The organism is Shewanella sp. SW1, assembly GCF_025653545.1.
Taxonomy (GTDB): domain Bacteria; phylum Pseudomonadota; class Gammaproteobacteria; order Enterobacterales; family Shewanellaceae; genus Shewanella; species Shewanella oncorhynchi.
In genome coordinates, this window is sequence record NZ_JAKKSG010000013.1 from 95,198 (window position 1) to 119,964 (window position 24,767).

At 44.6% G+C, this 24,767-nt stretch carries 20 protein-coding genes and 2 pseudogenes; 9 read left to right on the forward strand and 13 right to left on the reverse strand.

Annotated features, from left to right (window positions below; all coding sequences use genetic code 11):
* Positions 1-132: 132 nt before the first annotated feature.
* The 5 genes from L5M71_RS13090 to tkt all read right to left on the reverse strand — a co-directional run bounded on the left by L5M71_RS13090 (position 133) and on the right by tkt (position 6,805).
* Positions 133-870 (reverse strand): YdiY family protein, encoded by a 738-nt coding sequence (locus tag L5M71_RS13090; RefSeq protein WP_028761626.1) that lies wholly within the window; start codon positions 868-870, stop codon positions 133-135.
* A 205-nt stretch (positions 871-1,075) separates the two neighbouring features.
* Positions 1,076-2,143: a class II fructose-bisphosphate aldolase gene (fba, locus tag L5M71_RS13095; protein WP_028761627.1), complete on the reverse strand. Its 1,068-nt coding sequence runs from the start codon at positions 2,141-2,143 to the stop codon at positions 1,076-1,078.
* Positions 2,144-2,367: 224 nt separating this feature from the next.
* Positions 2,368-3,543, reverse strand: a complete 1,176-nt coding sequence (locus tag L5M71_RS13100; RefSeq protein ID WP_113939810.1) for a phosphoglycerate kinase — start codon at positions 3,541-3,543, stop codon at positions 2,368-2,370.
* A gap of 134 nt (positions 3,544-3,677) precedes the next feature.
* Positions 3,678-4,694 carry an erythrose-4-phosphate dehydrogenase gene (gene epd, locus L5M71_RS13105; protein ID WP_105250098.1) on the reverse strand — a complete coding sequence of 339 codons (1,017 nt, stop codon included), beginning with the start codon at positions 4,692-4,694 and terminating at the stop codon, positions 3,678-3,680.
* A 116-nt stretch (positions 4,695-4,810) separates the two neighbouring features.
* Entirely contained in the window at positions 4,811-6,805 is a 1,995-nt protein-coding gene (gene tkt, locus L5M71_RS13110) for a transketolase (protein WP_263208214.1), read from the reverse strand.
* Positions 6,806-7,250: 445 nt separating this feature from the next.
* Between tkt and metK the strand changes: the two genes are divergently transcribed.
* From metK to L5M71_RS13125, 3 genes and pseudogenes are all read left to right on the forward strand, one after another.
* Positions 7,251-8,402, forward strand: coding sequence for a methionine adenosyltransferase (gene metK / locus L5M71_RS13115; protein WP_113939808.1), 1,152 nt, complete (start codon positions 7,251-7,253; stop codon positions 8,400-8,402).
* Between the two features lie 142 nt (positions 8,403-8,544).
* Entirely contained in the window at positions 8,545-9,030 is a 486-nt protein-coding gene (locus L5M71_RS13120; RefSeq protein ID WP_263208216.1) for a hypothetical protein, read from the forward strand.
* Positions 9,031-9,107: 77 nt separating this feature from the next.
* Positions 9,108-9,433 (forward strand): annotated as a pseudogene (locus L5M71_RS13125) (transposase); the annotation flags it as partial.
* A 158-nt stretch (positions 9,434-9,591) separates the two neighbouring features.
* On the opposite strand, the gene L5M71_RS13130 reads toward L5M71_RS13125, so the two are convergent.
* Positions 9,592-12,006, reverse strand: a complete 2,415-nt coding sequence (locus L5M71_RS13130; RefSeq protein ID WP_131525102.1) for a TonB-dependent receptor domain-containing protein — start codon at positions 12,004-12,006, stop codon at positions 9,592-9,594.
* Positions 12,007-12,164: 158 nt separating this feature from the next.
* Here L5M71_RS13130 and L5M71_RS13135 point away from each other — a divergent pair.
* Positions 12,165-12,569: pseudogene (locus L5M71_RS13135) on the forward strand (GNAT family N-acetyltransferase).
* A gap of 97 nt (positions 12,570-12,666) precedes the next feature.
* Positions 12,667-13,779: a hypothetical protein gene (locus tag L5M71_RS13140; protein WP_263145247.1), complete on the forward strand. Its 1,113-nt coding sequence runs from the start codon at positions 12,667-12,669 to the stop codon at positions 13,777-13,779.
* Positions 13,780-14,039: 260 nt separating this feature from the next.
* Here the strand turns inward: L5M71_RS13140 and L5M71_RS13145 are convergent, their stop codons facing one another.
* Together L5M71_RS13145 and L5M71_RS13150 are read right to left on the reverse strand one after the other, a co-directional pair.
* The gene (locus L5M71_RS13145) at positions 14,040-14,390 is read right to left on the reverse strand and encodes a hypothetical protein (RefSeq protein WP_131525100.1); all 351 of its coding nucleotides are present in this window, start codon (positions 14,388-14,390) and stop codon (positions 14,040-14,042) included.
* Positions 14,391-14,470: 80 nt separating this feature from the next.
* A complete protein-coding gene (locus L5M71_RS13150; protein ID WP_263208218.1) occupies positions 14,471-15,013 on the reverse strand; it encodes a GNAT family N-acetyltransferase in 543 nt (180 codons plus the stop codon).
* Between the two features lie 168 nt (positions 15,014-15,181).
* Between L5M71_RS13150 and L5M71_RS13155 the strand changes: the two genes are divergently transcribed.
* Complete coding sequence (locus L5M71_RS13155; protein WP_263208221.1) at positions 15,182-16,198, forward strand: GGDEF domain-containing protein; 1,017 nt, start codon at positions 15,182-15,184, stop codon at positions 16,196-16,198.
* 36 nt (positions 16,199-16,234) lie between these two features.
* On the opposite strand, the gene L5M71_RS13160 is transcribed toward L5M71_RS13155, so the two are convergent.
* Complete coding sequence (locus L5M71_RS13160) at positions 16,235-16,465, reverse strand: hypothetical protein (RefSeq protein ID WP_263208224.1); 231 nt, start codon at positions 16,463-16,465, stop codon at positions 16,235-16,237.
* A gap of 71 nt (positions 16,466-16,536) precedes the next feature.
* On the opposite strand from L5M71_RS13160, the gene L5M71_RS13165 reads away from it, so the two are divergent.
* Complete coding sequence (locus tag L5M71_RS13165) at positions 16,537-16,953, forward strand: META domain-containing protein (RefSeq protein ID WP_113939802.1); 417 nt, start codon at positions 16,537-16,539, stop codon at positions 16,951-16,953.
* Between the two features lie 72 nt (positions 16,954-17,025).
* Here L5M71_RS13165 and L5M71_RS13170 read toward each other — a convergent pair whose 3' ends face one another.
* Together L5M71_RS13170 and L5M71_RS13175 are read right to left on the reverse strand one after the other, a co-directional pair.
* Positions 17,026-18,360, reverse strand: coding sequence for a dicarboxylate/amino acid:cation symporter (locus L5M71_RS13170; RefSeq protein WP_263208226.1), 1,335 nt, complete (start codon positions 18,358-18,360; stop codon positions 17,026-17,028).
* A 209-nt stretch (positions 18,361-18,569) separates the two neighbouring features.
* Positions 18,570-18,866, reverse strand: coding sequence for a hypothetical protein (locus tag L5M71_RS13175; protein ID WP_113939800.1), 297 nt, complete (start codon positions 18,864-18,866; stop codon positions 18,570-18,572).
* 217 nt (positions 18,867-19,083) lie between these two features.
* Between L5M71_RS13175 and L5M71_RS13180 the strand changes: the two genes are divergently transcribed.
* Positions 19,084-19,527: a GNAT family N-acetyltransferase gene (locus L5M71_RS13180; protein ID WP_263208228.1), complete on the forward strand. Its 444-nt coding sequence runs from the start codon at positions 19,084-19,086 to the stop codon at positions 19,525-19,527.
* Between the two features lie 109 nt (positions 19,528-19,636).
* Here the strand turns inward: L5M71_RS13180 and L5M71_RS13185 are convergent, their stop codons facing one another.
* Both L5M71_RS13185 and L5M71_RS13190 read right to left on the reverse strand, forming a co-directional pair.
* Positions 19,637-20,932, reverse strand: a complete 1,296-nt coding sequence (locus L5M71_RS13185; RefSeq protein ID WP_028761640.1) for an aromatic amino acid transport family protein — start codon at positions 20,930-20,932, stop codon at positions 19,637-19,639.
* A gap of 451 nt (positions 20,933-21,383) precedes the next feature.
* On the reverse strand, positions 21,384-23,948 hold the full coding sequence (locus tag L5M71_RS13190; protein WP_263208230.1) for an acylase: 2,565 nt from the start codon (positions 23,946-23,948) through the stop codon (positions 21,384-21,386).
* A gap of 258 nt (positions 23,949-24,206) precedes the next feature.
* On the opposite strand from L5M71_RS13190, the gene yjjX reads away from it, so the two are divergent.
* A complete protein-coding gene (gene yjjX, locus L5M71_RS13195; protein ID WP_263208232.1) occupies positions 24,207-24,767 on the forward strand; it encodes an inosine/xanthosine triphosphatase in 561 nt (186 codons plus the stop codon).

Genomic DNA, 24,767 nt, shown 5'->3' on the forward strand with positions numbered 1-24,767 from the left:
AAGGCGTTTAAAACATTAATTTTTGTATAACTACAGCGATAACTAATAAAGAAACATTTAACTTAGTCTAAAAAGAGCCAATAAAAAAGCACCTCAAAGGTGCTTTTTAGTTTCTAAATCAGTGTCACAGTATTAGAAGGAATATAACAAGGTCATATTGGTTTCTGTATCTGTACTTTTCTTATTATCCAACGGCTCGCTGTTGTAGCGCACAATAATGGCAAACTTCATTGCTAATGCGCCGATAATATTCGCCGTTAACGAAGTTTCAGAGCGGGCATCGAGCTTATCACCGTAATCTGCAACGAAACGTTGTTGGAATTTAGAGGTGTCAGTGATTTCGGTTTCAAAGTTGATCACGCCGTGAGCGACGACGCTGTCATTGGTGTCATGGCCTTCGATAAGTGCTTGCTCTGTATCAAGACGCTGATAGATATAACCTGGACCGACTTCGACATCTAAAAAGGTCTTACTAGTATCATAGAATCTATAACCATAACCCGCTGCGCCAGATAGCGTGTAATCATAACCGGTGAACGGATCAACTTCATAATTACCGTTAGCAAACAAGTAGCTACGATCTGTCATCTTGTAGTTACCTTGTGCACCCGCTAAATAGCGTTTCGCGGTAACAGAACCTGTATCCTCTTTATATAAACCTTCGAGTAAGTACTGATTCTCCCAATCGCCAAGCTCATGCTTAAGATTTAAACGCCCTTTGAATGATGAGGTTTCAGTGTTACCTGTGGTTAAGGTTGCACCAAGCTCAGCTTCACCTGCGAATGTCTCATCGCCTTTTACAAAATCGGCCCCAGCTGTCGCCATAAAAGGTGCAGTCATTAATAGTGCTGCGGTCAGTACTTTCTTCATGTTTATCCGTTCCTGTTCCGTTAAATCCAATCCCTATAAATATCTGTTCGTCCCAGCGATGCTGAATAAGCACATATTAATAAGGGTTAGTATTTTCCCCTGAAAATCTGCGCGATATTAACATTTACGATTAAAAAATGAAAATTGCAGCTATTTTAAGTATAAAAAAACCCGCTTTAGCGGGTTTTTATCTCAGCGATAACGCTTACATATTGATCTTAGGATCTAACGCGCCAGACTGATACGCTTTATACATTGCTTGTAAAGACAATGGCTTAATCTTAGATGCTTGACCTGCACAGCCGAAAGCTTCATAGCGAACCGTACAGATATCGGCCATGGCTTCCATTGATGCTTTCAGGAATTTACGTGGATCAAATTCACTTGGGTGTTCAGCTAAGAATTTACGAACAGCACCCGTTGATGCTAAACGTAAGTCGGTATCAATGTTGACTTTACGTACACCGTGTTTGATACCTTCTACGATTTCTTCTAATGGCACACCGTAGGTTTCAGGGATCTGACCACCATATTGGTTGATGATCTTTAACCACTCTTGTGGCACAGAAGATGAACCGTGCATCACTAAGTGAGTGTTAGGAATACGCGCATGAATTTCTTTGATGCGGTCGATACGCAGTACATCGCCCGTCGGTTTACGACTGAACTTATATGCACCATGGCTAGTACCGATAGCAATCGCGAGTGCATCAACATGGGTATCGGCAACGAAACGCGCCGCTTCTTCAGGGCTAGTCAGCATTTGATCGTGACTTAAAATACCTGATGCACCAACACCATCTTCTTCGCCAGCTTGGCCAGTTTCTAAGCTGCCTAAACAGCCGATTTCACCTTCAACTGACACACCACACGCATGGGCAAATGCCACTGTACGACGGGTAACATCAACGTTGTACTCGTACGATGCAGGCGTTTTGCCGTCAGCCATCAAAGAGCCGTCCATCATGACTGATGACATGCCTAATTGGATAGAACGCTGACAAATATCAGGATCGGTACCGTGGTCTTGGTGAATACACACAGGAATATCTGGGTACTGCTCAAGAGCTGCTGCCATCAAATATTTTAAGAACTGTGGGCGAGCGTATTTACGCGCGCCAGCAGAAGCTTGCACTATCACAGGGCTGTCTGTTGCTTCAGCGGCCTGCATGATGGCACGCATCTGCTCTAAGTTGTTAACGTTAAACGCAGGCACACCGTATCCATGTTCTGCTGCGTGATCAAGTAGTTGTCGTAGGGAAATTAACGCCATTTTTTAACTCCAATAATAGGGTGATATCTATCACCGAGGTCGCTATCGTTTGGATGGATTTTTATACCCGCATTCAACTCTGTACCTTAAATAAACAACTTAAATTAAGTACCTTAGATGAATACGGGCGGTTTTTTTTATAATTTTTTACTTTTTATCAAAGCTTTGATGTTATCAGAGCTTATCGCGGCGTCTTATGCGCCGCGTTTTTTAAAACTTAATGATTAAGCGCCGCGCTTTTCTAACATAGCCACAGCCGGTAATTCTTTACCTTCGAGGAACTCGAGGAAAGCACCGCCACCAGTCGAAATGTAAGACACTTTATCGGCAATGCCGTACTTATCAACCGCAGCCAAAGTGTCACCACCGCCTGCGATAGAGAACGCTTTTGAATCAGCAATCGCTTGGGCGATACGCTTAGTACCTTCACCGAATTGGTCGAATTCGAACACGCCCACAGGGCCGTTCCACACGATAGTGCCAGCAGATTCGATGATTTTAGCCAGTGCTTCAGCGCTATCTGGACCAATATCGAAAATCATTTCGCCATCAGCGACTTCGCTAACCGATTTTAACGTTGCCGCTGCTGTTGGGCTAAACTCGCCCGCAACGACCACATCAGTCGGCACAGGAATATCGGCGCCACGGCTCTTAGCATTAGCCACTAAACGCTTAGCTTCGTCGATCAAATCCGCCTCATACAGCGATTTACCGACATTGTAGCCTGCCGCCGCAATGAAAGTATTGGCAATACCGCCGCCAACCACTAACTGATCAACGATACCCGAAAGACTTTCTAGCACGGTCAGCTTAGTTGACACTTTAGAGCCACCGACAATCGCCACCATTGGACGCGCAGGGTTATCTAATGCCTTGCCTAAGGCATCTAATTCTTGCGCCAGTAATGGACCTGCACAGGCGATTGGGGCAAACATGCCCACGCCATGGGTCGATGCTTGGGCACGATGTGCAGTACCGAAGGCGTCCATCACATAGACATCACACAGCGCCGCCATTTTTTTCGATAAGGCTTCGTTGTTCTTACCTTCACCCACGTTGAAACGCACGTTTTCGAACACAACCACTTCACCCACGGCAACGTCGACGCCGTCTAAATAGTCGGTCGCTAAACGCACAGGACAAGACAGGGCTTTTGCCAAATAATCGACCACAGGTTGCAGAGAATATTCAGCATTGTATTCGCCTTCGGTCGGACGACCTAAATGCGACATCACCATCACAGCCGCACCTTTTTCAAGGGCCAACTCGATAGTCGGTAGAGAGGCGCGCAGACGTGCATCACTGGTGACGACGCCATTGCTGACAGGGACATTGAGATCTTCGCGGATAAGCACGCGCTTACCTTGTAGATCCAGATCTGACATATTGATAATTGCCATGGTAACGCTTCCTTTTATAATCAAAAAACAAACTGTTTCACACATAGCCGGTATGAATTGACTGCCGCTCGGCGCTCGACATCCCGTCGAATTGGCATAAATTCAGTGACCCACAAGTGAATAATCTACTTTTATCAGCCTCGCTTGGCCGCGATCATCGCCAAACTCGTATCTAACATACGATTGGCAAAACCCCACTCGTTATCGCACCACAGGAGTAACTTCACCAACTGACCGGCGCTCACGCGGGTCTGGGTACCATCGACAATACTGGAGCGCGGGTCATGGTTGAAATCACATGAGACTAAGGGCTCATCAGTATAGCCTAAGATGCCGTTAAATCGCCCATTGGCGGCTGATTCCAGCACCTGATTGACTGTGGCAATATCGACGGTTTTTTCTAAGGTCACGGACAAATCGATGGCGGTCACGTTGATGGTGGGCACGCGCACCGAAATCGCTTCAAACTTATTTTTCATGTGCGGCAAGATCCGCTCAATGCCGCGGGCAAGTTTAGTGTCGACAGGGATAATCGATTGGCCAGCGGCGCGGGTACGACGCAAATCATCATGATAAGCATCGATCACTTGTTGATCATTCATCGCCGAATGGATAGTGGTAATGGCACCGCTTTTAACGCCAAAGTGGCGATCAAGCACATCGATCACTGGCACGATACAGTTTGTGGTGCAAGAAGCGTTGGACACCACAGTATGTTCGGCGCGGAGTAAATCGTGGTTTACACCATAGACAATCGTGCCATCGACATCGGCTGAGGATGGATGACTTATCAGCACTTGTTTAGCGCCGGCGTGAATATGGGCTTCGCAGCTTTGACGATCGACTAATACGCCTGTGGCTTCATAGACAATATCTATGTCCATCTCGTGCCAAGGGAGTTTTGCCGGATCGGGCTCGTGGAGGATTTTTATCGCATCGTCGCCAATCAGCATATGATCATCAACAAGCTTCACTTTATGCGCAAACCGACCGTGGGTGGTGTCGTACTGGGTCAGATGAATAATGGCTTCAGGTTTAGCTAATTCATTAATCGCGACAATCTGCATTTGCTGCCGTTTTCCAGACTCATATAAAGCTCGGAGAATAGAGCGGCCGATACGGCCATAACCATTGATAGCGACTCGGATCATTGAGGTCTCAATTTCCTCTTAATACAAAAACGGCCTGCAAACGATTGCAGGCCGCATTATACAGATTAACACTTAAAAAGTTTAACCTTTTGTATTGAATCTAATCCCTTGAGCGATTAGCCCAATGATTTTGCAGCATTCAGCACATTTTCAACGGTGAAACCGAAGTGATTCAATAGCACGTTACCCGGCGCAGACTCACCAAATGTGGTCATGCCCACAACTGTGCCTTCAAACCCGACGTACTTGTACCAGAAATCGGTATGCGCCGCTTCAATAGCCACACGTTTAGTCACAGCACGGGGTAATACAGATTCTTTATACGCGGCATCTTGCTTATCGAACTCAGTCGTCGATGGCATAGAGACTACGCGAACGTGTTTACCTTGCTCAGTCAGTGCAGCGGCTGTATCCATTGCCAATTGTACTTCGCTACCAGTTGCGATCAGGATCAGTTCTGGTGTGCCCGCACAGTCTTGCAGTACATAAGCACCTTTAGCCACATTAGCTAATTGCTCAGCGGTACGCGCTTGAGCTTTCAGGTTTTGACGGCTGAAGATCAGTGACGTAGGTGCATTACGGCGCTCAATCGCAGCTTTCCAAGAAACTGCCGTTTCTGCCGCATCACATGGACGCCATACGGCCATATTTGGCGTCATACGCAGGTTAGCTAATTGCTCAACTGGTTGATGCGTTGGGCCATCTTCACCTTGACCGATAGAGTCATGGGTATAAACGAAGATGTTTTGAATACCCATCAGCGCCGACATACGGACTGCGTTACGAGCATATTCCATGAACATCATGAAAGTTGCGCCGTAGTTGATGAAACCACCATGCAGCGAAGCACCGTTCATAATGCCGCTCATGCCGAATTCACGCACGCCGTAGTAAATGTAGTTACCAGCTGGATCGTCTTGAATACCTTTAGAACCTGACCACAGTGTCAAGTTAGAACCCGCTAAGTCAGCAGAGCCGCCTAACAGTTCAGGCAACATAGCGCCAAATGCACCGATGGCATTTTGTGAGGCTTTACGGCTCGCAATACCTTCGGCTTTGTCCTGTGATGCTTGCACGAATGCCTGCGCTTTTTCTTCGAAATCAGCCGGTAATTCACCTTTCAGAACGCGACGCTCATATTCAGCAGCCAGTTCTGGGTGAGCAGCGCGATATGCTGCAAACTTCTCGTTCCACGCTGCTTCACGGGCCGCACCGGCTTCTTTGGCATCCCAACCGGCATAAACGTCAGCAGGGATTTCAAATGGTGCATGTGGCCAGCCAAGGAATTCACGGGCGGCTGCGATTTCTGCATCGCCTAGTGGCGCGCCGTGACAATCGTGGCTGCCAGATTTGTTGGGTGAACCAAAACCGATAATGGTTTTGCAGCAAATCATTGTTGGTTTATCGGTCACCGCTTTCGCCGCTTCGATAGCAGCACGGATTGCCGCGCTATCGTGACCGTCAACACCGGCAATCACATGCCAGCCGTAAGCTTCAAAACGTTTTGGCGTATCATCGGTGAACCAGCCTTCAACATGGCCATCGATAGAAATACCGTTGTCATCCCAAAATGCGACCAGTTTACCTAAACCTAAAGTACCGGCTAATGAACAGGCTTCGTGGGAAATACCTTCCATCAAACAGCCATCGCCGAGGAAGCAGTAAGTGTAGTGATCAACGATATCGTGACCATCACGGTTAAACTGTGCCGCTAAGGTTTTCTCAGCAATGGCCATACCGACAGCGTTGCTGATGCCCGCACCGAGTGGACCCGTTGTGGTTTCAACACCTGGGGTGTAACCGTATTCTGGGTGACCCGGGGTTTTAGAATGCAATTGACGGAACTGTTTTAGCTCTTCAATTGGTAATTCATAACCAGTCAGGTGAAGTAAAGAGTAAATCAGCATTGAACCGTGACCGTTAGAGAGGATAAAACGATCTCTATCTACCCATTTCGGATTGTCCGGGTTGTGCTTAAGGAAATCATTCCACAGCACTTCAGCAATATCTGCCATACCCATTGGGGCGCCGGGATGGCCTGAATTTGCTTTTTGAACTGCATCCATACTTAACGCACGGATTGCGTTTGCGAGTACTTTACGGGAAGACATGCTCTCTCCTGCTTGTTTGTGGGGTCTAGCGGGCAATTTGGATGCATATTTTCCCCTACATGCCAGTGTGACGCAAACTAAAATTACCATTCACTCAGCAAAAGATGGGCGAATATGTACCCAAACAACCTGAAGATGCAGGATTCAGGTCGCTTGAGTATACAAGTCGCAGAAACAAGCCAGTCACTCTACTGGCGTTTACTTAAGAGGGCATAGCAAGGATCACTTGTAATAGAGAAATAAATTCCTCAAAAACATAGTAAACTTAATGCTATGAAATATAAGTAAAATAACCTATTTATGACTGAGCGTAGTCGTTTTCAGGTCACAATCTGAGAGGATTTTTTATTATCGGGGGTGATCGGCAATCGGATTTAAACTAAAATAGCCGTCTAGATGTAGATGCTTCTACACGTTTGAATGCTAACGACGAGATTTTCCTACTATGGCAAAGCACTTGTTTACTTCTGAGTCGGTCTCAGAAGGTCATCCCGATAAGATTGCAGATCAGATTTCTGATGCTGTGCTAGATGCAATTCTGGCTCAAGATCCAAAAGCACGCGTAGCGTGTGAAACTTATGTCAAAACCGGCATGGTATTAGTGGGTGGTGAAGTCACTACCTCTGCCTGGGTTGATATTGAAGAAATCACCCGTAAAACGGTGCGTGAAATTGGTTATACCCATTCAGATATGGGGTTTGATGCAGACTCGTGCGCAGTATTAAACGCCATTGGTAAGCAATCACCCGACATCAATCAAGGTGTAGACCGCGCAGACCCTGCAGAGCAAGGTGCTGGCGATCAAGGGTTAATGTTTGGCTATGCCAACAACGAAACCGACATTCTGATGCCTGCACCTATCACCTATGCCCACGCATTAGTGAAACGTCAGTCTGAAGTGCGTAAAAATGGCACGCTACCTTGGTTACGCCCAGATGCGAAAAGCCAAGTCACTTTTGCCTATGATGATGGCAAAATTATCGGTATCGATGCAGTTGTGTTATCGACTCAGCACAGAGATGACGTTTCACAAGCCGACTTAATTGAAGGCGTGATGGAAACCATTATCAAGCCAGTATTACCGGCTCAATGGTTAAACAAAGATACTAAGTTCTTTATCAACCCAACTGGCCGTTTTGTTATCGGTGGTCCAGTAGGCGATTGCGGCTTAACGGGTCGTAAGATCATCGTTGACACCTACGGCGGCATGGCCCGTCATGGTGGTGGCGCATTCTCTGGTAAAGATCCATCAAAAGTGGACCGTAGCGCAGCATACGCTGCCCGTTATGTGGCAAAAAACATAGTTGCAGCAGGTCTTGCTGATCGCTGTGAAATCCAAGTGTCTTACGCTATTGGTGTGGCAGAGCCTACCTCTATCAGCATCGAGACCTTCGGTACCGGTAAAGTGTCTGAAGAAGTGCTGATCAAGTTAGTGCGTCAACACTTTGAACTGCGCCCATACGGTTTAACGGCAATGCTAGATTTAGCACGTCCAATTTATCAAGCGACCGCCGCTTATGGCCACTTTGGTCGCAGCGAATTCCCATGGGAAGCAACTGATAAAGCCGAAATATTGCGCGCTGACGCGGGTCTATAGTCTTAATTCATTTCAATTTTTACACTTAAGACCCATGAAAAACCGCTACCCAGCGGTTTTTTTATGTCTGACATTTAGTTAGATTACAAATATGGCAAAATAAAAGCAGCATATACACAGACCATTAGAGTGCACAGACCCTATGACCGATAACACCATCTTATTACAGCAACTTCAATCTTGTGCATGGGCAGCCAATGTAGGTCAGCCAGAGGAAATAGCAAAGACATACGGTACATTAGAGGAAATCGCCGCTTTTCTTGAATCCGATCCTGAAGCCTTTTTTGAAACACCTTACGAAATCCAATATGAAAGCCTGTGTGTAACTGATCATGACTTGGCAAATTCGTTAAAAACAAAGGCAGTAGTAAATGATGTGCATGCTTGGATTTCTGACAGCGAAGTCGATGAAATTTCTAAGTCAGCTTACCTCTCCACTTGGAAAATTATTCCCGTTGCAGAAATATGCGCGCTGACATCCGATGACGCTAATACGCTCGCAACACTGCTACTAGCTGACGTTAAACTTTCAGCCTTTACGAGTGAACGCCTATTTTGGTATCTCTGTGGAAGAATACCCTTTGGTTATATTGGTACTTACCCAAACGGGCAATGGCTGATACTTTAGACTTATACGCTAGCACCTTTAATGTTTCTGACTTCATCTAGGATCTATTGAGCTTTCGAGAATGATTTTTAGAGAGCATGCCAAGATTGATACTAACCAATGCACGCAGGGAAACGCTATTTCATTTAATGAACAGCACAGGCCATGTTTATGATAAACCTGAACATAGACAAACATTCGAAGGCATTCTTTACCGCCTTCTAGCAGGCCCCCCTTAGCAAGATTGACCCAAAGAGTTGGGCCATTGGAGTACGGTTTTTAGAGGGTTTCATTTATGGTCTAAAAAGACATTCAGGCCTATTTACTCAAAGCTTTAGTGAAAATGGCCGACACGGAATGGGTCTTTATTGATGGCTCGATAGTGCGGACTCTCCAGCACAGTGCAGGTGCACTGAGTAATGAGTAATGAGTAATGAGTAATGAGTAATGAGTAATGAGTAATGAGTAATGAGAGTTACCCTATTGTTTAATTGATAGTGGATACCTTTATCAAACGGGTAACTCTCAGTTTTATCTATCGCCCATGAATATCAAATAATGACTAATGCACAGAGTATTAGTTTAGAAACGTACATTCATACCAACCCAGAAGTTACGGGCCTTATCTTTGTTATTAAAATCATCAACGTAAGATGCTGTGTATCCGTTTTGGCCATTGTCGTCAGAGACACAAGTGGTGCTAGTGTCACTACATTCGGTGAAGACAATATCGTATGAAGTAAAATCTTTATCAAACAAGTTATTTACTCGCATGTTGAAGGTGACAAACTCACTCGCCTGATAAGAACCACCAAGATGGAACACGTTATAACCCTTATAGTAGAGTGCAGCATCATTAATGATATCCCAAGAGCGATAACGTTTAGCACGGTATTCAGAGGTCAAGAATACGTTAAATGAGTCGGTCAACTCCCATTTTAATGTCGCGTTTGCCATATGCTTGGCACTGTTGCCGAGTGGACGGCCTTGCTCTGCACCGCTTTTCTGCTCGCTATCTGTGTAGGTATAATTAGCATTTAACGTTAAGGCATCTAGAATTTCCCAACGTCCCGCGAGCTCAGCACCTTGAATAGTAACTTTATCTATGTTGACTGTTTTGCTACTGACTGCATAACCTAAATCAGCATATTCACCCGCATCGGAACATTCTATGCTCGTACCTTTACCACAGGGTTGTGAAGCAATCTTATCGTCAAAGTCATTTTTAAAGATAGTGACGTTAAAATTATGGCCATCTGGATGGGACCAATACAGGGCGACTTCGCTGGACACACTGGTTTCAGCTTCGAGATCTGGGTTACCAAATTGCGGTGAGGTTCCTTGGCCACCAAAGCCAACGACACCATCATACAATTGTGTGGTTTTAGGTGTTTTAAAACCTGTGCTCACCCCACCCTTTACAGTCCACTCATTATTAATGGTGTAAACGCCGTATAGACGTGGGCTGAGTTGGTTGCCAAATATTTCATGATCATCATGACGTAAACCCGCAGTAACAGATAAATCAGAAGTCATGCTCCATGTATCTTCAGCAAAAACAGACCACATATTATGTTCTTGTACTGCGCCCGGCGTACCTTCTTCCATACCAAATACACCGTCTTTCAACTCACCACGAATCACCTGCGCACCCGTCACTGCGACATGATTTCCTGCAGCTTCAAATGGAATATCGAGTTTCATATCAAGCGTATATTGATTACTTGCCATTTCGCGTTTAGGTCTAGGCAGGAAAGTGGATTCAGCAATCGCTTTACGTTCGGCTTCAGTCATGCCGGTGTAATCCCCTTTACCATCAATCATCTGCAGTAGTAATACTCGCTCAGCAGTGGTAAATGGCAGTGTGCGGCCATTATTTTGTGTGTCTACATAGGATAGTGACACAAAGCTTGTACCAAAATCCCAAGCACCTTCATGGGTTAATGCCCAAGCATCACGGGTAAATTTTTGAGTCTCGCTGTAACCCGCTCGCGGATTTGAGCGTCTTGCCCATTCACCACCGCTGGCTAGACAAGCAGCCTCACGGGAACCTACGCCGCCTTTACAGAAGTTACTGGCAATCCAGAGACTATCGATATTATCAACAGTACCAAGCGGATACTCGCGTTCACCGTTATCATTGATCAGTGGTGTATTATCATAATCTTGAGATGAGGAATCTAAATCAAACCAAATTTTGTGATGTTCATTTAGTGTCCAACTTAAACTCCCACCTAACATATGATTTTCGTTATCGACGGTTTTACCGCCACCACCAAAACCGAGTGAACGAGTGCGTACTTCTCCATTAGGATAATCTACTGGTGCGTACTCTGGTGTAGACCCCATTCGATCATAAATACTGCCATGAATCGATAACCCAAGAACGCCTTTAATGAGGGGACCCATCACGCTGAAATCGGTAGTGATATCTTCGCCATAGGCATCATTGGTTTGATGAGTTCGGCTGTGAGTGATAGAGCCAGACCATTCGTCGCCCACTTTTTTAGTGATGATGTTCACCACACCACCTAAAGCATCTGCACCGTATAACGTTGATGCTGGCCCACGAATAACTTCAATTCGATCAATAGCATCAAGTGGTGGTACATGACCAAATTGATTGCCACCAAAACTGTTTGGATAAATATCACCATGGTTATTCTGACGCTTACCATCGACAAGGATTAAGGTATAGTCAGATCCCATACCGCGTAGACTGATGGTACCTTGCCCTGTTTTATCACGGGTTTCACCAATATCAACCCCTTCCAAGTCACGCACTGCATCTAGGAGAGTGGTATAAGGTTTTATCATCAAATCTTCTTGGGTGATAACAGAAATACTGGCAGGTGCATCAACCAATTTCTGTTCATATCCAGAGGCAGTAACAACCATAACTTCCATTTTTCTGTCGGGAGCCTCTTCGGCTTGGACAAAATTACCCGTAAATACAGCGGTAATGGCAACTGCCAAGCAAGTTTGACGAAATAACATAAACCTCTCCTGTTTAGTAAACTTAGTTTACAAATGCAACTTATAAATGATTTCGCGAATGATAATGATTAACATTAGTGAGATCAGTCAAAAGTTGAATACAACAGAAATAACATTTACGTTTATAAAGTAATCACATTCCAGAAAGAGTTTTTGACATGAAATTTGAAGTTATTCATGAAGAAAATAACGCGATTGTGGATGCGCTGGTAGACGGCGTTAGGCAATTTAATGTGGGCTATTAGGGCCTGAGAAATCAGTGCCTTTGACTGTCATAGCACGCGATGAAACGGGCAAGTTGATTGGTGGTGTGGGTGGACGGACTATCTATAAAAAACTTCTTAATCAATGTTGTCTGGGTTGATGACCAAACCAGAGGTACAGGGCTTGGGTGCAAACTCATGGCGCTTGCCGAAGCTGAGGCGAAGCAACGGGGTTGCTTGGTAGCTCAAGTGGATACCTTATCGATTCAAGCCCCAGTATTCTATGAGAAACAAGGTTTTGAGATCATAGGCACAGTCACCACGACACCTGAGCGCTACTTTATGGTGAAAAAGTATTGATAATTGGTAAAAGTACTATTGATAAAAATGCACAAATAATATCAATGACTATAAACAGACGAATAAAATAGATTTACTCTATAAAAAAGGAAATTAAATGAAGTTATTTCTTTCCACAATAATATCTTTTCTTATGTTTGGCTGCATGTCTTATACTTCATCGATACCAGAAGGGTATACAGGAGAGCTTGCTACAATTGATGATAGTTTTCAAAGACTAAGTCGAAGTAAAGCAAGTTTTTATTATATAAAGCTAATCGATGGAGAACCTATCCATAATAGCTTAACAGCATCTTCAGCGGCTTCTAATGGAAAAGGCTCGCAATTGATTGCAATGGGCGCATCAAGGTCGATTCCAATCAAACCCATAAACTTATATCTCATCGGCCAAGTCCATCACTCCGCTCCAATCGGATATATTTTTAGCTCAACCTCAAACTATATCATTGAGGGAGAAGTTAATTTTACACCGAAGAAAAACGAAAAATATCTTATTAATGGGAGTTTAAGTGAAGATTACTCTGCGGTATGGATAGAGGATATTAACGGAAATGTTGTATCAAAAGTTATTGAGAAAAGAGGCCTATCTCATGTTTCAATAATTGACTCAGGTCTTCAACCCAAAAAGATAGAACTTTCAAAAAAAGAATTATTCCTCAAATTGGCTAGCGGAGAAAGTGAAAACTTGGTTGTTTCAAAACTAGGCAAGCCGGACAAGATTACCAAATATGGTGGAAATTTCCTGATAGAAAAACCACCTAGCGTAACCTATCAGTATGAAGGCCTTGGAAGTATCCAGTTCAGTGCACAAAAGTCAGCAGCTCTCTTTATCGAACGAGTGACCCCAAACATTGAATGGTCAGATGATATATCATCAATAAAAATGCAGTTAAACAGCACAGGAGCAACATTACAGAGTTTAGCCAAAGGCTATTATCAACAAGATCATATCAAAATAGAGGTGCTAGATTTATTTGCTGAAAAAATCTGGACTGAGAAAAAGAATGAAGATCCCTACGTGATCGATGCTGTTTCTTGGCTTTGTAAAGTGTTAGCCAAAAGCAATAACTCACGCTACAGGTCAATATTACAAAACATTGCAACTGAGGCAAACGAAAATAAACTACGAAAACATGCCAAAAATAGCTTAGACCTATTACCAGTCACGGATGTTGATCAATTCATTCCAACGGAAAATAAATTTTACTGAAAATGAATTAAAACGTGTTTGTGCCTAGTGTTAACTGGCTTTTATATTAAAAATTGTAAATACTAAACCTTATTTTAGTACAATCTCACTTCAATTTTATATTGAGTTAATTGGCAGTGATTCTATGTAGTTTAATTATGTCGTCAGCAAACATAGACTTACCACAGACTTCTTTGGGGGGAATGTTAAAAGTAGCAATCCAAGACAAGCTGCTGAAAACCTGTTCACCTTTAGTGGCGACCTGAAGGTCAAGTATGAATTTAGCAATGATCGAAATGGGCATTTTGCATGCAGAGTAGACCGATCTGCTCTTGGGATAAAATAGCGCATTCTAACGCGCTCTTGGAGTTTACACGGCTAAGTTCCTTATCGGTCAGTCGCGTAATCACCGTCGAATAGGCATTGGTTCGACCACAATCGAGCCAAATATTCCCCACTTGTACCCAATAATGCTGCACTTGCCCTGAATCGGAGATAAACTCGACTTCAAATCCCCTCGCCTCACATTCATGGTGAGCGCACTCAGATAGGACCAATCTCAAGTTGTCCCAAGCCGATAAATTGACTTCGGCATAGGCCGTTAATAGTGACTCAACAAATTGTACATTCATGTATTTATCTCCGTTATTTAACCTGAACTCGGGTTATTTACACAGTAGAGATTGAATCCTTAATTTCTATCATCGAACAACTAAGCTTGGGTCTTTGCCGCCATTAAATAATAATCTCTTGCCGAAACGGTGAAAAAATCCACAACCTGCATGTGCGCTTTACCCGAGTGAGCGGCAAAGGAACGTTCATTATCTTCAGCAATAAAGGTCAACATATAGCTAAAATGCGGAGCAACTTGGCGACGAATTTCACGGACTAATGCCTCGAAAATCCCTTGCCCACGGTAGGCTTGCTGCACCCATATCGGCCCGTATTGGCAAGAATTGACCTTAGTTAATTTAGGTCCATCCCAATCGAGTTGCGGCAAACGATTCAACAAAGTGCGATAAATGGGCCAATGTTCGAAAAATCCCCAGCGACCGGCAATCACATAACCGACGATCTGCTGCTCAACCTGCGCCACTACGACCCAATGATGCTGCACTAATTCGCTCAATTCACTGTGGGAAAAAGCTTGCCCTTGCAGTCCCATATTGGCGGAAGCTAGTTCGTCATTGAGATGTTTTTTCTCTAGCATCGCTAATAAATCAACATCTTGGGGTAAGGCTAATCTAATCTTCACAGTGTTCTCACGGCATCATCTTGGCTTTAGGCCCAATTTAAGGCCGTCAGTATACTCGGTTGGATTAATAGACACAGCTAGAACAAGGTATTATTTAGTGCCTTGATTTGCTAAATCCCCTTTTATTTCCCAAACTTAATGAATATTTAGCCCTAGTTAGGCGTTTGTATGTTGCCCGAAACCATTAATCCCAACTTGAGTTTACTTGATAGCGACAATCAACAAGTGAATCTCACTCGCTGGATGCACCAATGTGAGCTCATCAAAAGCTATTACAACGCTAACACGGTTTTTATATTCCAAAAGACCAGCGCAGGATTTGAGATCATTGTCAGCGCAATCACTGAAACACCACAATTTACCGCGGGCACTTTATATCCACCAGCACTCGAACTCTTCAAACAGATACAAAACAGCCAACCTGATGGTTTATATCAAAACCTCGGCAGCTTTATGTTAGAAGATTTACCAAGGGATTTTGATGGTATTCAGCATATTCTCTCACGTCCTATCGCTTGGCCGGATGGTAGCCAATTTGGTGCCCTGTGTGTACTCAACCCGCATATAATAGAACCACTAGTCAATGCCGCTATGCTCGAACCATTTCAGATTTTACTGCAACAGGAATTATCCCTTCTGTGTCAGAACCATAGAATTGAATCCCTTTCGATGCGCGATCAAGAAACGGGCATGCTCAACCATTACGGCTTCTTGATGATGGCGCCAAGACAGCTCAATTTAGGCCGCCGCTTTGGCGCCCATGCAGGTATCATCTTCTTTGAATTACTGAGCACGGATAACACTCCAATACCACTCGAAAATAATCACCACAGACTGTTAGGCAAGTTAATCCAAGATACGATAAGAACCGCTGACGTTGCCGCCCATTACAACAGCACTCAATTTGTGGTACTTGCTTTTGTGGATGGTGAACGGGATGTTCTACATATTATGAAGCGAGTAGAAAAGCAGCTAGAACAACAAAACCATCAGCTAAAACTCGATGTGAGCTACAGTTTTTTTACCCCAGAATCCAGCGCCAAACTTGCACCTATGATGGAACTCGCGCGGGGCAAACTCGATTCAATGCGCCCACCTGTATCCCAAGCCGCAGACACGCCAGTAGAACCCGCCATTGACTCAAGCTTGTACGATAATCCCGCCGCAGATTCGGCAGAGCTTTGATTTAATGAAATTTAGACTTAATTAGACAGTACAAAATTACTTGGAATGCTCATCTTGGCGCTTCGCCCATTGGATAAACAGCACCACAGGATAGGGCGACATTAAGACCAACCCTAAACCAATCAGACTTGAGGTCAATAACATGCCGCTTATCTCTAGACTCCATTGCGTCAACATATAAAACCCAAGTCCACAAACTAGCATCAATACACCTAACCAATGTAAAAACTTCAACAAATTCAGAGTACTTTTAAATGAGCCTGTCATATAAACCCCTTTAGATCTTACGAAAAACTTGTCACACTATGGCCATAATCATGGAAAAAGGAACCGCAACGATGTTAAAACAAACATTCATTTTAGGTGCATTACTCTTAGGCATCACCGCCTGCCAAAGTGCCGATATAGCACCAAATGATACTATTCCATTAGAAGGCCGCTGGCACATTGAAATGGTTCAAGGCCAACCGACTATCGATTACAGCCCAGCGCAAATTACCTTTGAGGCCGAAGGTAAATTACATGGCAACAACAGCTGCAATAACTTTTTCGGTCAATATACTCAGCAAGGCGAAGAGCTTAAGCTATCTCCTGCCGGTAGCACAATGAAAGCCTGCGTGGATGCCCTAATGCAGCAAGAGCACAAAGTGATGCAAGCTATGCCATTAGTTACCAAAGCAAAATTAGTGCAAGGCCGACTTACCTTACTTAACAGCGACGACAAGCCAGTGTTAGTGTTAAGCCAAATGAAGTAACCATAAAACTTGTCAGCATAAAAAAACCGCCAATGGCGGTTTTTTAGTTAACGAACTAGCAATAAAAGCTCCCTATGCTTTGACACTCTTAGCCGCTGCAATTTCGAGGGCGGTATTCTGTTCGGCTATTACGGCGCTTTGATCTATGTCGGCATTATAATGCGCCATATCCAACTCATCTTCAGACTTTGCAATGACAGTCGTCGCCACTAAGTCACCAGAGACGTTTACCACAGTACGCACCATATCTAAAATACGGTCAATTCCCGCAATCAATGCCACCCCTTCTAAGGGAAGCCCTACGGTTGTGAGTACTAAAGTCAACATCACTAAACCCGCACCGGGCACACCCGCAGTACCAATAGAGGCCAACGTCGCCGTTAAAATAATGGTGAGATAATCGACGACAGTCAGGTCGATACCAAACGCCTGTGCCACAAACAGCACTGTGACCCCTTGGTATAATGCTGTGCCATCCATATTGATTGTTGTGCCTAGCGGTAATACGAAGCTAGAGATTTTCTTATGAACCCCCAAATTTTCACTCGCACACTTCATACTCACAGGGAGCGTGCCCGCAGAGCTCGATGTGGTAAACGCCACTAACATGGCATTGCTAATCCCTTTAAAAAACTGCAGCGGGCTTAACTTTGCAAATCCGCGCAGTAAAAAACTATAGAATCCAAGCACATGAATAATACAGCCAAGATACACAGCAATAATAACTTTGATCAGTGGCCAAAGCATATCAATCCCATACTCCCCCGCTACCCAAGCCATTAGCCCAAATACACCGTAGGGTGCGAGCTTCATCACCATGTCGGCCATTTTATACATGGCCTCAGCTAAACTTTCGAACACTTTAATTGCAGGTTTGCCATGCTCGCCAATCAGCACTAAGGCGATACCTAAAACAATCGCAAATACTATAACTTGCAAAATTTGCCCGCTTGCTAAAGCCGCAATAGGGTTCGTCGGCACTATGTCGATCAAAGTATCGACTAAAGAAGGTATTTCTTTGGCAGTTTGAGTCGCGCCTTCTGCCAATGACAAACCTAAACCAGCACCGGGTTGAAGAACATAACCGACAATTAAACCGATAGTGATCGCGATAGCCGTGGTAAAGAGATAAAACGCAAAAGATTTAAAACCAATACGCCCCATCTTGTTCGTATCTTGCATCGAAGTGACGCCCACAATCAGTGAGCAAAACACCAATGGCACAATCAGCATCTTAATGGCATTAACAAACAAGGTGCCTATCGGCTTTAAGTGAGTCGCTTGCTCGCCGAAGATGATGCCCACTAAAATACCTAGCACCATACCGATAACAATTTGCAGCCACAGCGGCACTGACATCCAGCGAGACCAAACACGGCCTAATGCTGACGACTTTTGTTTTGTCATATTGATAACCTTGAATTCGAAACTATGCTGGGGCAAAGACCAAAACTAGCGCGCTAGTTTCTCAGTCTAAATGGGGCAATCGCCGAGTCTAGCAGAGGGGTTTTAATCGAGGGATGATCTGGGTCACGTTGAGCTAAACCGCCTTAAAATCAGTAATATTAACCAAACCAACTTTGTTAAATTGGCCGCCGAGATGTTAGTTTTTCTGCTTAAGCATCAAAATATTCTGTGACTTTTTTTGGTGCTATTTGCTGACGATAAAGCGACGCAGGCGGTTGCTCACGCTCAATCAAATAACTCCAATAATCGTCATCAAAACCACTGAAAATAAAGTCGGACTTACCGTTAGCTTTTAAGACCAACCACCACCAAACTAAACCCCATAAACCGAAGCTCAACAGCGTTAAAATAAAATGCAGACGATGATTTATCTGTTCATCAGCAGCAATATCATAGACGGGTAAAATTTTAAGTTTATAGCGGCGAGTAGACTTAATAAATCCCATCATTAACTCACTTAGTTCAGCGAAAGGACACTAAAGATAAGCCTAGAAGATAAGACTTTAGTCGTACAAATATCCGCAACAACAATTAAGCTCACTCCGCCAAACCTGCGACTGTCGAACTCGTTATCCCACAATGTTCCATGCTAAAGTGAGCCACAAAATGTGTAGTTCACTAAACAAGAGCGGTATTACTCAATAACCGCCTAGGAGTTGTTGTATGTTGATCCGTAAAGCTAAGGCTCAGGACCTCAGTGCCTTAGTCCAATTTAATCAGGCGATGGCCCAAGAAACCGAAGGCTTAGCCTTAGATGAAGCAACACTGACCCGCGGCGTGGGCACGCTACTTGAGAGCCCGCTAAAAGGGTTTTACCTCGTCGCCGAAATTGAAGGTGAGATAGTCGGTTCGCTTATGGTGACATTTGAATGGAGCGATTGGCGCGCCAAGGATTATTACTGGATCCAGAGTGTGTATATTCGCCCGAAAAATCGTCGCCAAGGCATCTATGCCAAACTCTACAGCGAAGTCAAACAACTGGCCGAAGCCAATGGTGGTGCCGCAAGCTTCCGTTTATATGTCGAGCAAGAAAATCTCGCCGCACAGCAGACCTATCAAGCGTTAGGGATGAAGCAGAGTTACTACTTAATGTACGAAGAAAAATAAGCGATTCAAATCTTATACGTAATAAAAAAGGATCGGGCCAATGGCACGATCCTTTTCTTTTTACGACTCACGATTCACATTCAAACCGCGTTCCTACTAAGATTAAAACTTAACGAAAGAAGCCAAACAGAATAGCCGTCATTGCCAATAAACCCGCTATAACCACGAAGATATTGCTGATGCGACCACGGTGCGCTTTTAATGCTGGCACTTTATATACAGCGTACATAGGCATCAAGTACAGGATAGCCGCGATAATTGGGCCACCTAAAGCTTCAATCATATTCAAAATACTTGGGTTTTTGATTGCCACGGCCCAAATCGTCACAAACATAAACACCAGAATAAATTTGTTGATTTTTTGCTCTGAAATACCTTTTTTATTCGTGTCTAACTGCTTAACAATAATCCCCTTCATGCCTTCTGTCGCGCCCATGTAATGGCCAAAGAAAGAAGACACAATCGCGATAAAGGCGATTAATGGACCAAAGTAGCTTACAAAACCACTTGAATGCACGTTGGCAAGATAAGACAAAATCGGTAGATTCTGAGCTTTCGCTTCGGCCAATTGTGCTGGCGATAATGACAACACACAAGAGAACACAAACAACATCACAAAGCCCACTAACATCATGGAAGTATTACGTAAAATAACATCAGCTTTGCGAGAAGCATTCGCGCCATGGTCACGTTTCAATGACACAGAAAACTGTGAAATCGCTGGAGAATGGTTAAAGGCAAACACTAAAACTGGAATCGTTAACCAAACTGTGCCTAAAAATGCACCCGCTTCTGGTACGACGAGTAAAGCATCCATTTTCCATTCAGGGATCAGGTAGATAGACATAAAGGCCAAAATACCCACCAGCGGATACACCAGCAATTGTGTCACTTTGAGCATGAATTTCTCACCTGCGACCATTACAGCCATCATACCGAGGATCAATACACCCGATAGAATGAAGCGTGGTGGCGATGCCATGCCTAACTGATTGACGATAAAGCTATCAACAGTGTTGGTAATACCCACACCGTAAATTAATACAATCGGGTAGATAGCAAAGAAATACAGTACGGTAATGGCTTTACCCGCGCCAACACCAAAATGCTCTTCAACTACTTGAGTAATGTCGCTACCAGGAATGCTTGATGAACAAACAAAACGAGATAAACCACGGTGGGCAAGATAGGTCATAGGACCGATGATCACTGCCATTAACACAAGAGGCCAAAAGCCGCCCATGCCCGCATTGATAGGTAAAAATAAAATTCCAGCGCCAACGGCAGTGCCGAACAAACTCAACATCCAAGTCGTGTCTTGGCGAGTCCAAGGTAAGTGTTTCGTTGAATCTAGATTCTGTGTGCTTTGAGGTGTTCCAAGAACACTGGTCGCATCTTTTTGCATATAAAAGTTACCTTACGGTGTGACTAGCATAATAAATTCGCGCTAAGGATAACCAAAAAAAGCCCATAAAAGTTGATCTGACACGGCTTTATGTAAGGGAATTTCATAATAAACTGATATTGAGATCTAGATCGCTGATTTAATGTAATAAGTTTTCAATACAGCATCAAAACATATACATAAAAAGCCACTTAAAAATACAAGGTATTCACCTCAAGCGAAATCCAGTGACATTGCATAAGCGCCGAGAAAAACAGCTAACCGGGCATATGTCACAAAAATCAACAAAACGAGACTAGCCGCCGCATACTCACGCCTAAGGTAGATCGAGATCACAGTCGTTAATGTTAAATTTTTACAAATCGCTATCAGTCGCAAACACGCATAAAAAACGGCTCATCCAGATTCAACTCCGAAGTGAGCCGCTAACGATTAAAGCGCAAAATCCGACTTATGGTTTTTGTAGTGTCAGCTCAGTTGTCGACACTACAGCAGGTGCTATGTCAGCCTCTTTGAACAACAAAGGACGGAAGCTTTTAGCACTCGAGTACAAGATACTTTGATCGGCAAACGCAGGCGTTAAGATATTACTCGACTCAGAGTAAGTTAAAATCCCCCGCGCCACAGGCCCCTCGTCGGTAAAGTTCACCGCCATCATCCAACTTGACCCGTAACGCACTTGGTATCCTTTCGCCGTTAAGCCAGAACTCATCGCCTTGCCAGTGACCACATCCATCACAGCAGCGTATTTGTGCTGCGGGATCAAAGTGTCATCACCCGACAAACTGGTTGAAAACACGTTGAATCCACCTTCAGCATTATGACTACCCGGCCAAGGTAAACGCGACCCACTTGGCGTTCCATCTGGCAGAGATTTCTCCACAAATTGCACATCCCCTAATGGCGCATCTAAGGCAAAGCCTGCGGCCTCAAGGTTAAGCGCACTGTGCGCCAAGGCCTTTAAGGCACTACCATCCGTAGTCAAGGTTTTAGGTGTCGTTGCCGCATTAGCGGGATCGAATCCTTGGGTCAACATGGTTGTTTGGCTGAATAGATGGGCAAATTCACGTAGTAAAGCACCACCTTTACTGTCGTTATCTTGCTTACCGTTCCACGCCTTTAATGCCGCACAAGCCGAAGAGACATCCTTAGATAAACTCGCCGACACCACCACAGGTGTACTGCCTTGGGCATCACACTGGGCAATCAAGTCAGGCAGCACTAACTCGGCGAGATAACTGCGATTCGACAGCACCGCCGCTTCGAGTTCTTCCAAGCTGAACTTGCCATCAGCCCCCGCGGCGTCCTGCATTAAACTCAAGCCCATCCGTGTCCGCAGTGATAGCTGTCCAGCCTCTGCGCCGTACATAGGCGAGAAGTAAGTCAGCGGTTCATTCAAGTTAGTCGACCAAAAGGAGTCATTGGAGTTTTGCACAAAGTCGCTGCGCTCAAGCTTGGGCGCACGCTCATAGGGCGTTGGACCATCGAAGCTAAACAGTGAAGTGTTGCCGGGTAAAATCGTAAATCCGGCCTTAACCTTAGCCGCTTTAATATCCGGTGAGGTTTTTAACAACACAACTGCCGATTCAGATAATCCTGGCACAGTTGAGTCGTCGATATAGAAAGCATTGCCCTCTTTATCGGCGTACATAGTGTTATTGAAGATGACACCATCGTAGTCCTTAAATGCCTGTTGGAACTCTTCTTTGTTCGTCGCCATGTTCATGGCTAACCAATGGTCAACAGGGTCCATAGTCCCCATATTGGCATCTTGGATCATAAAGGCACTGCCATCATCCCAACCGAAAGGCGCTAAAGCGGGAGGAGCTTCGACCATAGGGCCTTTGGCCGTAGTATAAATATCTTTCTCGGCGACCAGCATGCCCGCAGGACCTGCATTCACTAGAACCGATACTGTCTCTTTGGTGATCGGCATAGGTTTACCATCAAACAAATACTGCATCCGATCACCCGAGACTAACTCAAGGTTATACATCACAAAATGCTCAGCGGTAGAGAAGGTATGAGTCCAAGCGAGATCTTTATTGAAACCAATATTAATCGGTCCTGGCATACCCACTAACGAGCCGCCCATCATATCTAAATGCCCTGGGATCGTAATATGGGATTGCCAAAAACGCAGGTTACCCGTATGCGGGAAATGCGGATTACCTAGCACCATGCCCTTACCATTTTCGGTTTTATCCTTGCCTAAACCCCAACCATTTGAACCTAAATCGCGGGGATTGGTCTCTGGTGTCGTGATACGAGCCGCGCGGGCAATCAACTTAGACTGCATATCGGCCACAAACGCAGTTTGGTCTTGGCTAGGCGCAGGCCCAACGATACGCGGCATGTATTCCTGTGCATCTCCTGGGTTAGCGTAAAAAATCAGATCGAGAAAGTTAGCTGCGCCCGGTAATAAGGCGATAGAAAACAAATAAGTCACCACATCTTCTGGCACTATGGGTTTCACCCAAGGCTGACCACCACAGAAAGGTTCTGCCGTTTGTGTGCCCACTTCGACATCAGCAAGATATTGGTTATAACCAGAGGCAAAACCTTGGATAAGTGCCCGAGAGTTTTCACTAAATTTCGGCCATTTTTCTTCGGCTTGTGCTCTGATCTTTAGCGCTTTATAGGCAAAATCTGAGATAAGGTTACCATTATCTTCCGCCGTAGGTTGACCCGTAGTGAAGTCAATCGACGCATGGGGACCAAAGTACATAGAACGCTGTGAGTTCGCCTTGATAAAACCATCGGCTAATACACATAAGTTGTCCTGTGCCTGCGCATAACCGCTACCAAAACCTAAACTTTCTAAGTTGTCAGCTTGGATATGCGGCACGCCATAGGTCGTACGGCGAATACTGGCTTTGAGTAAACCATTGGGGGCAAAAGTTTGCAGTTGAGTTTCAGGTTCGGTAGGCGTAGTGCTATCGTCGCTATCGTTACAGCCGGTCAGTATTACACCGCAGGCCATTCCCATAGCAATCACGAGTTTGTTGAATTTCATTATTATTATCTCTTGGTTTTGGTTCCTTCAATGACATAGCCTTACTGCCTATTCCAGCCCAAATTACTGAAGGAGCAATAGTTGCATGTCGCTTCCTAGTCCCTAAGGCTGGCTATTGCCTCCCCTACTGTTGGCTTTTTTACTGAGCTTCGCCGACGACTGTGGCAGAATAGAAAACCCAAACGCTTAGACACCTCAGACCATTTAAGCAATGATTCAAACGAGCGTCCACATTAAAATCCAAAATAAATAACTTATATGCAACAAAACATTATTAAGATAAAAGTGGGTTCTAAAAACCCAGTAAAAATCAACGCGGCAACTAACGCCATGGAACAGCTGTTCCCTGAGAGCATCATAGAAGCCAGCGGTATGGATGCCCCTTCTGGTGTTGCGGCGCAGCCAATGACAGATCTCGACACTCGCCAAGGGGCGATCAATCGGGTGCGCTATTGTCAACAGCAGGACCCGCAAGAGACTAAAGCCGACTACTATTTTGCGATGGAAGGCGGTGTCGATTGTTTCGACTTTGGTCCTGCCACATTCGCTTATATCGCTATTGGCCATAAAGACCAGCTTGCCATTGGCCGCAGTGCGATTTTACCTTTACCAATGCAAGTTTATCGGGCATTAGAAGCGGGGGAAGAACTCGGGGATGTCATGGATAGGTTGTTCAATACAATCAATATTAAGCAAAAAGGCGGTGCCATAGGTTTACTCACCCACGGCCATGCGACCCGTGAAAGTAATTACACCCAGGCGATTATTCTCGCCATGGCGCCATTATTGAATCCTGATATTTACACAGTAGATTGTTAG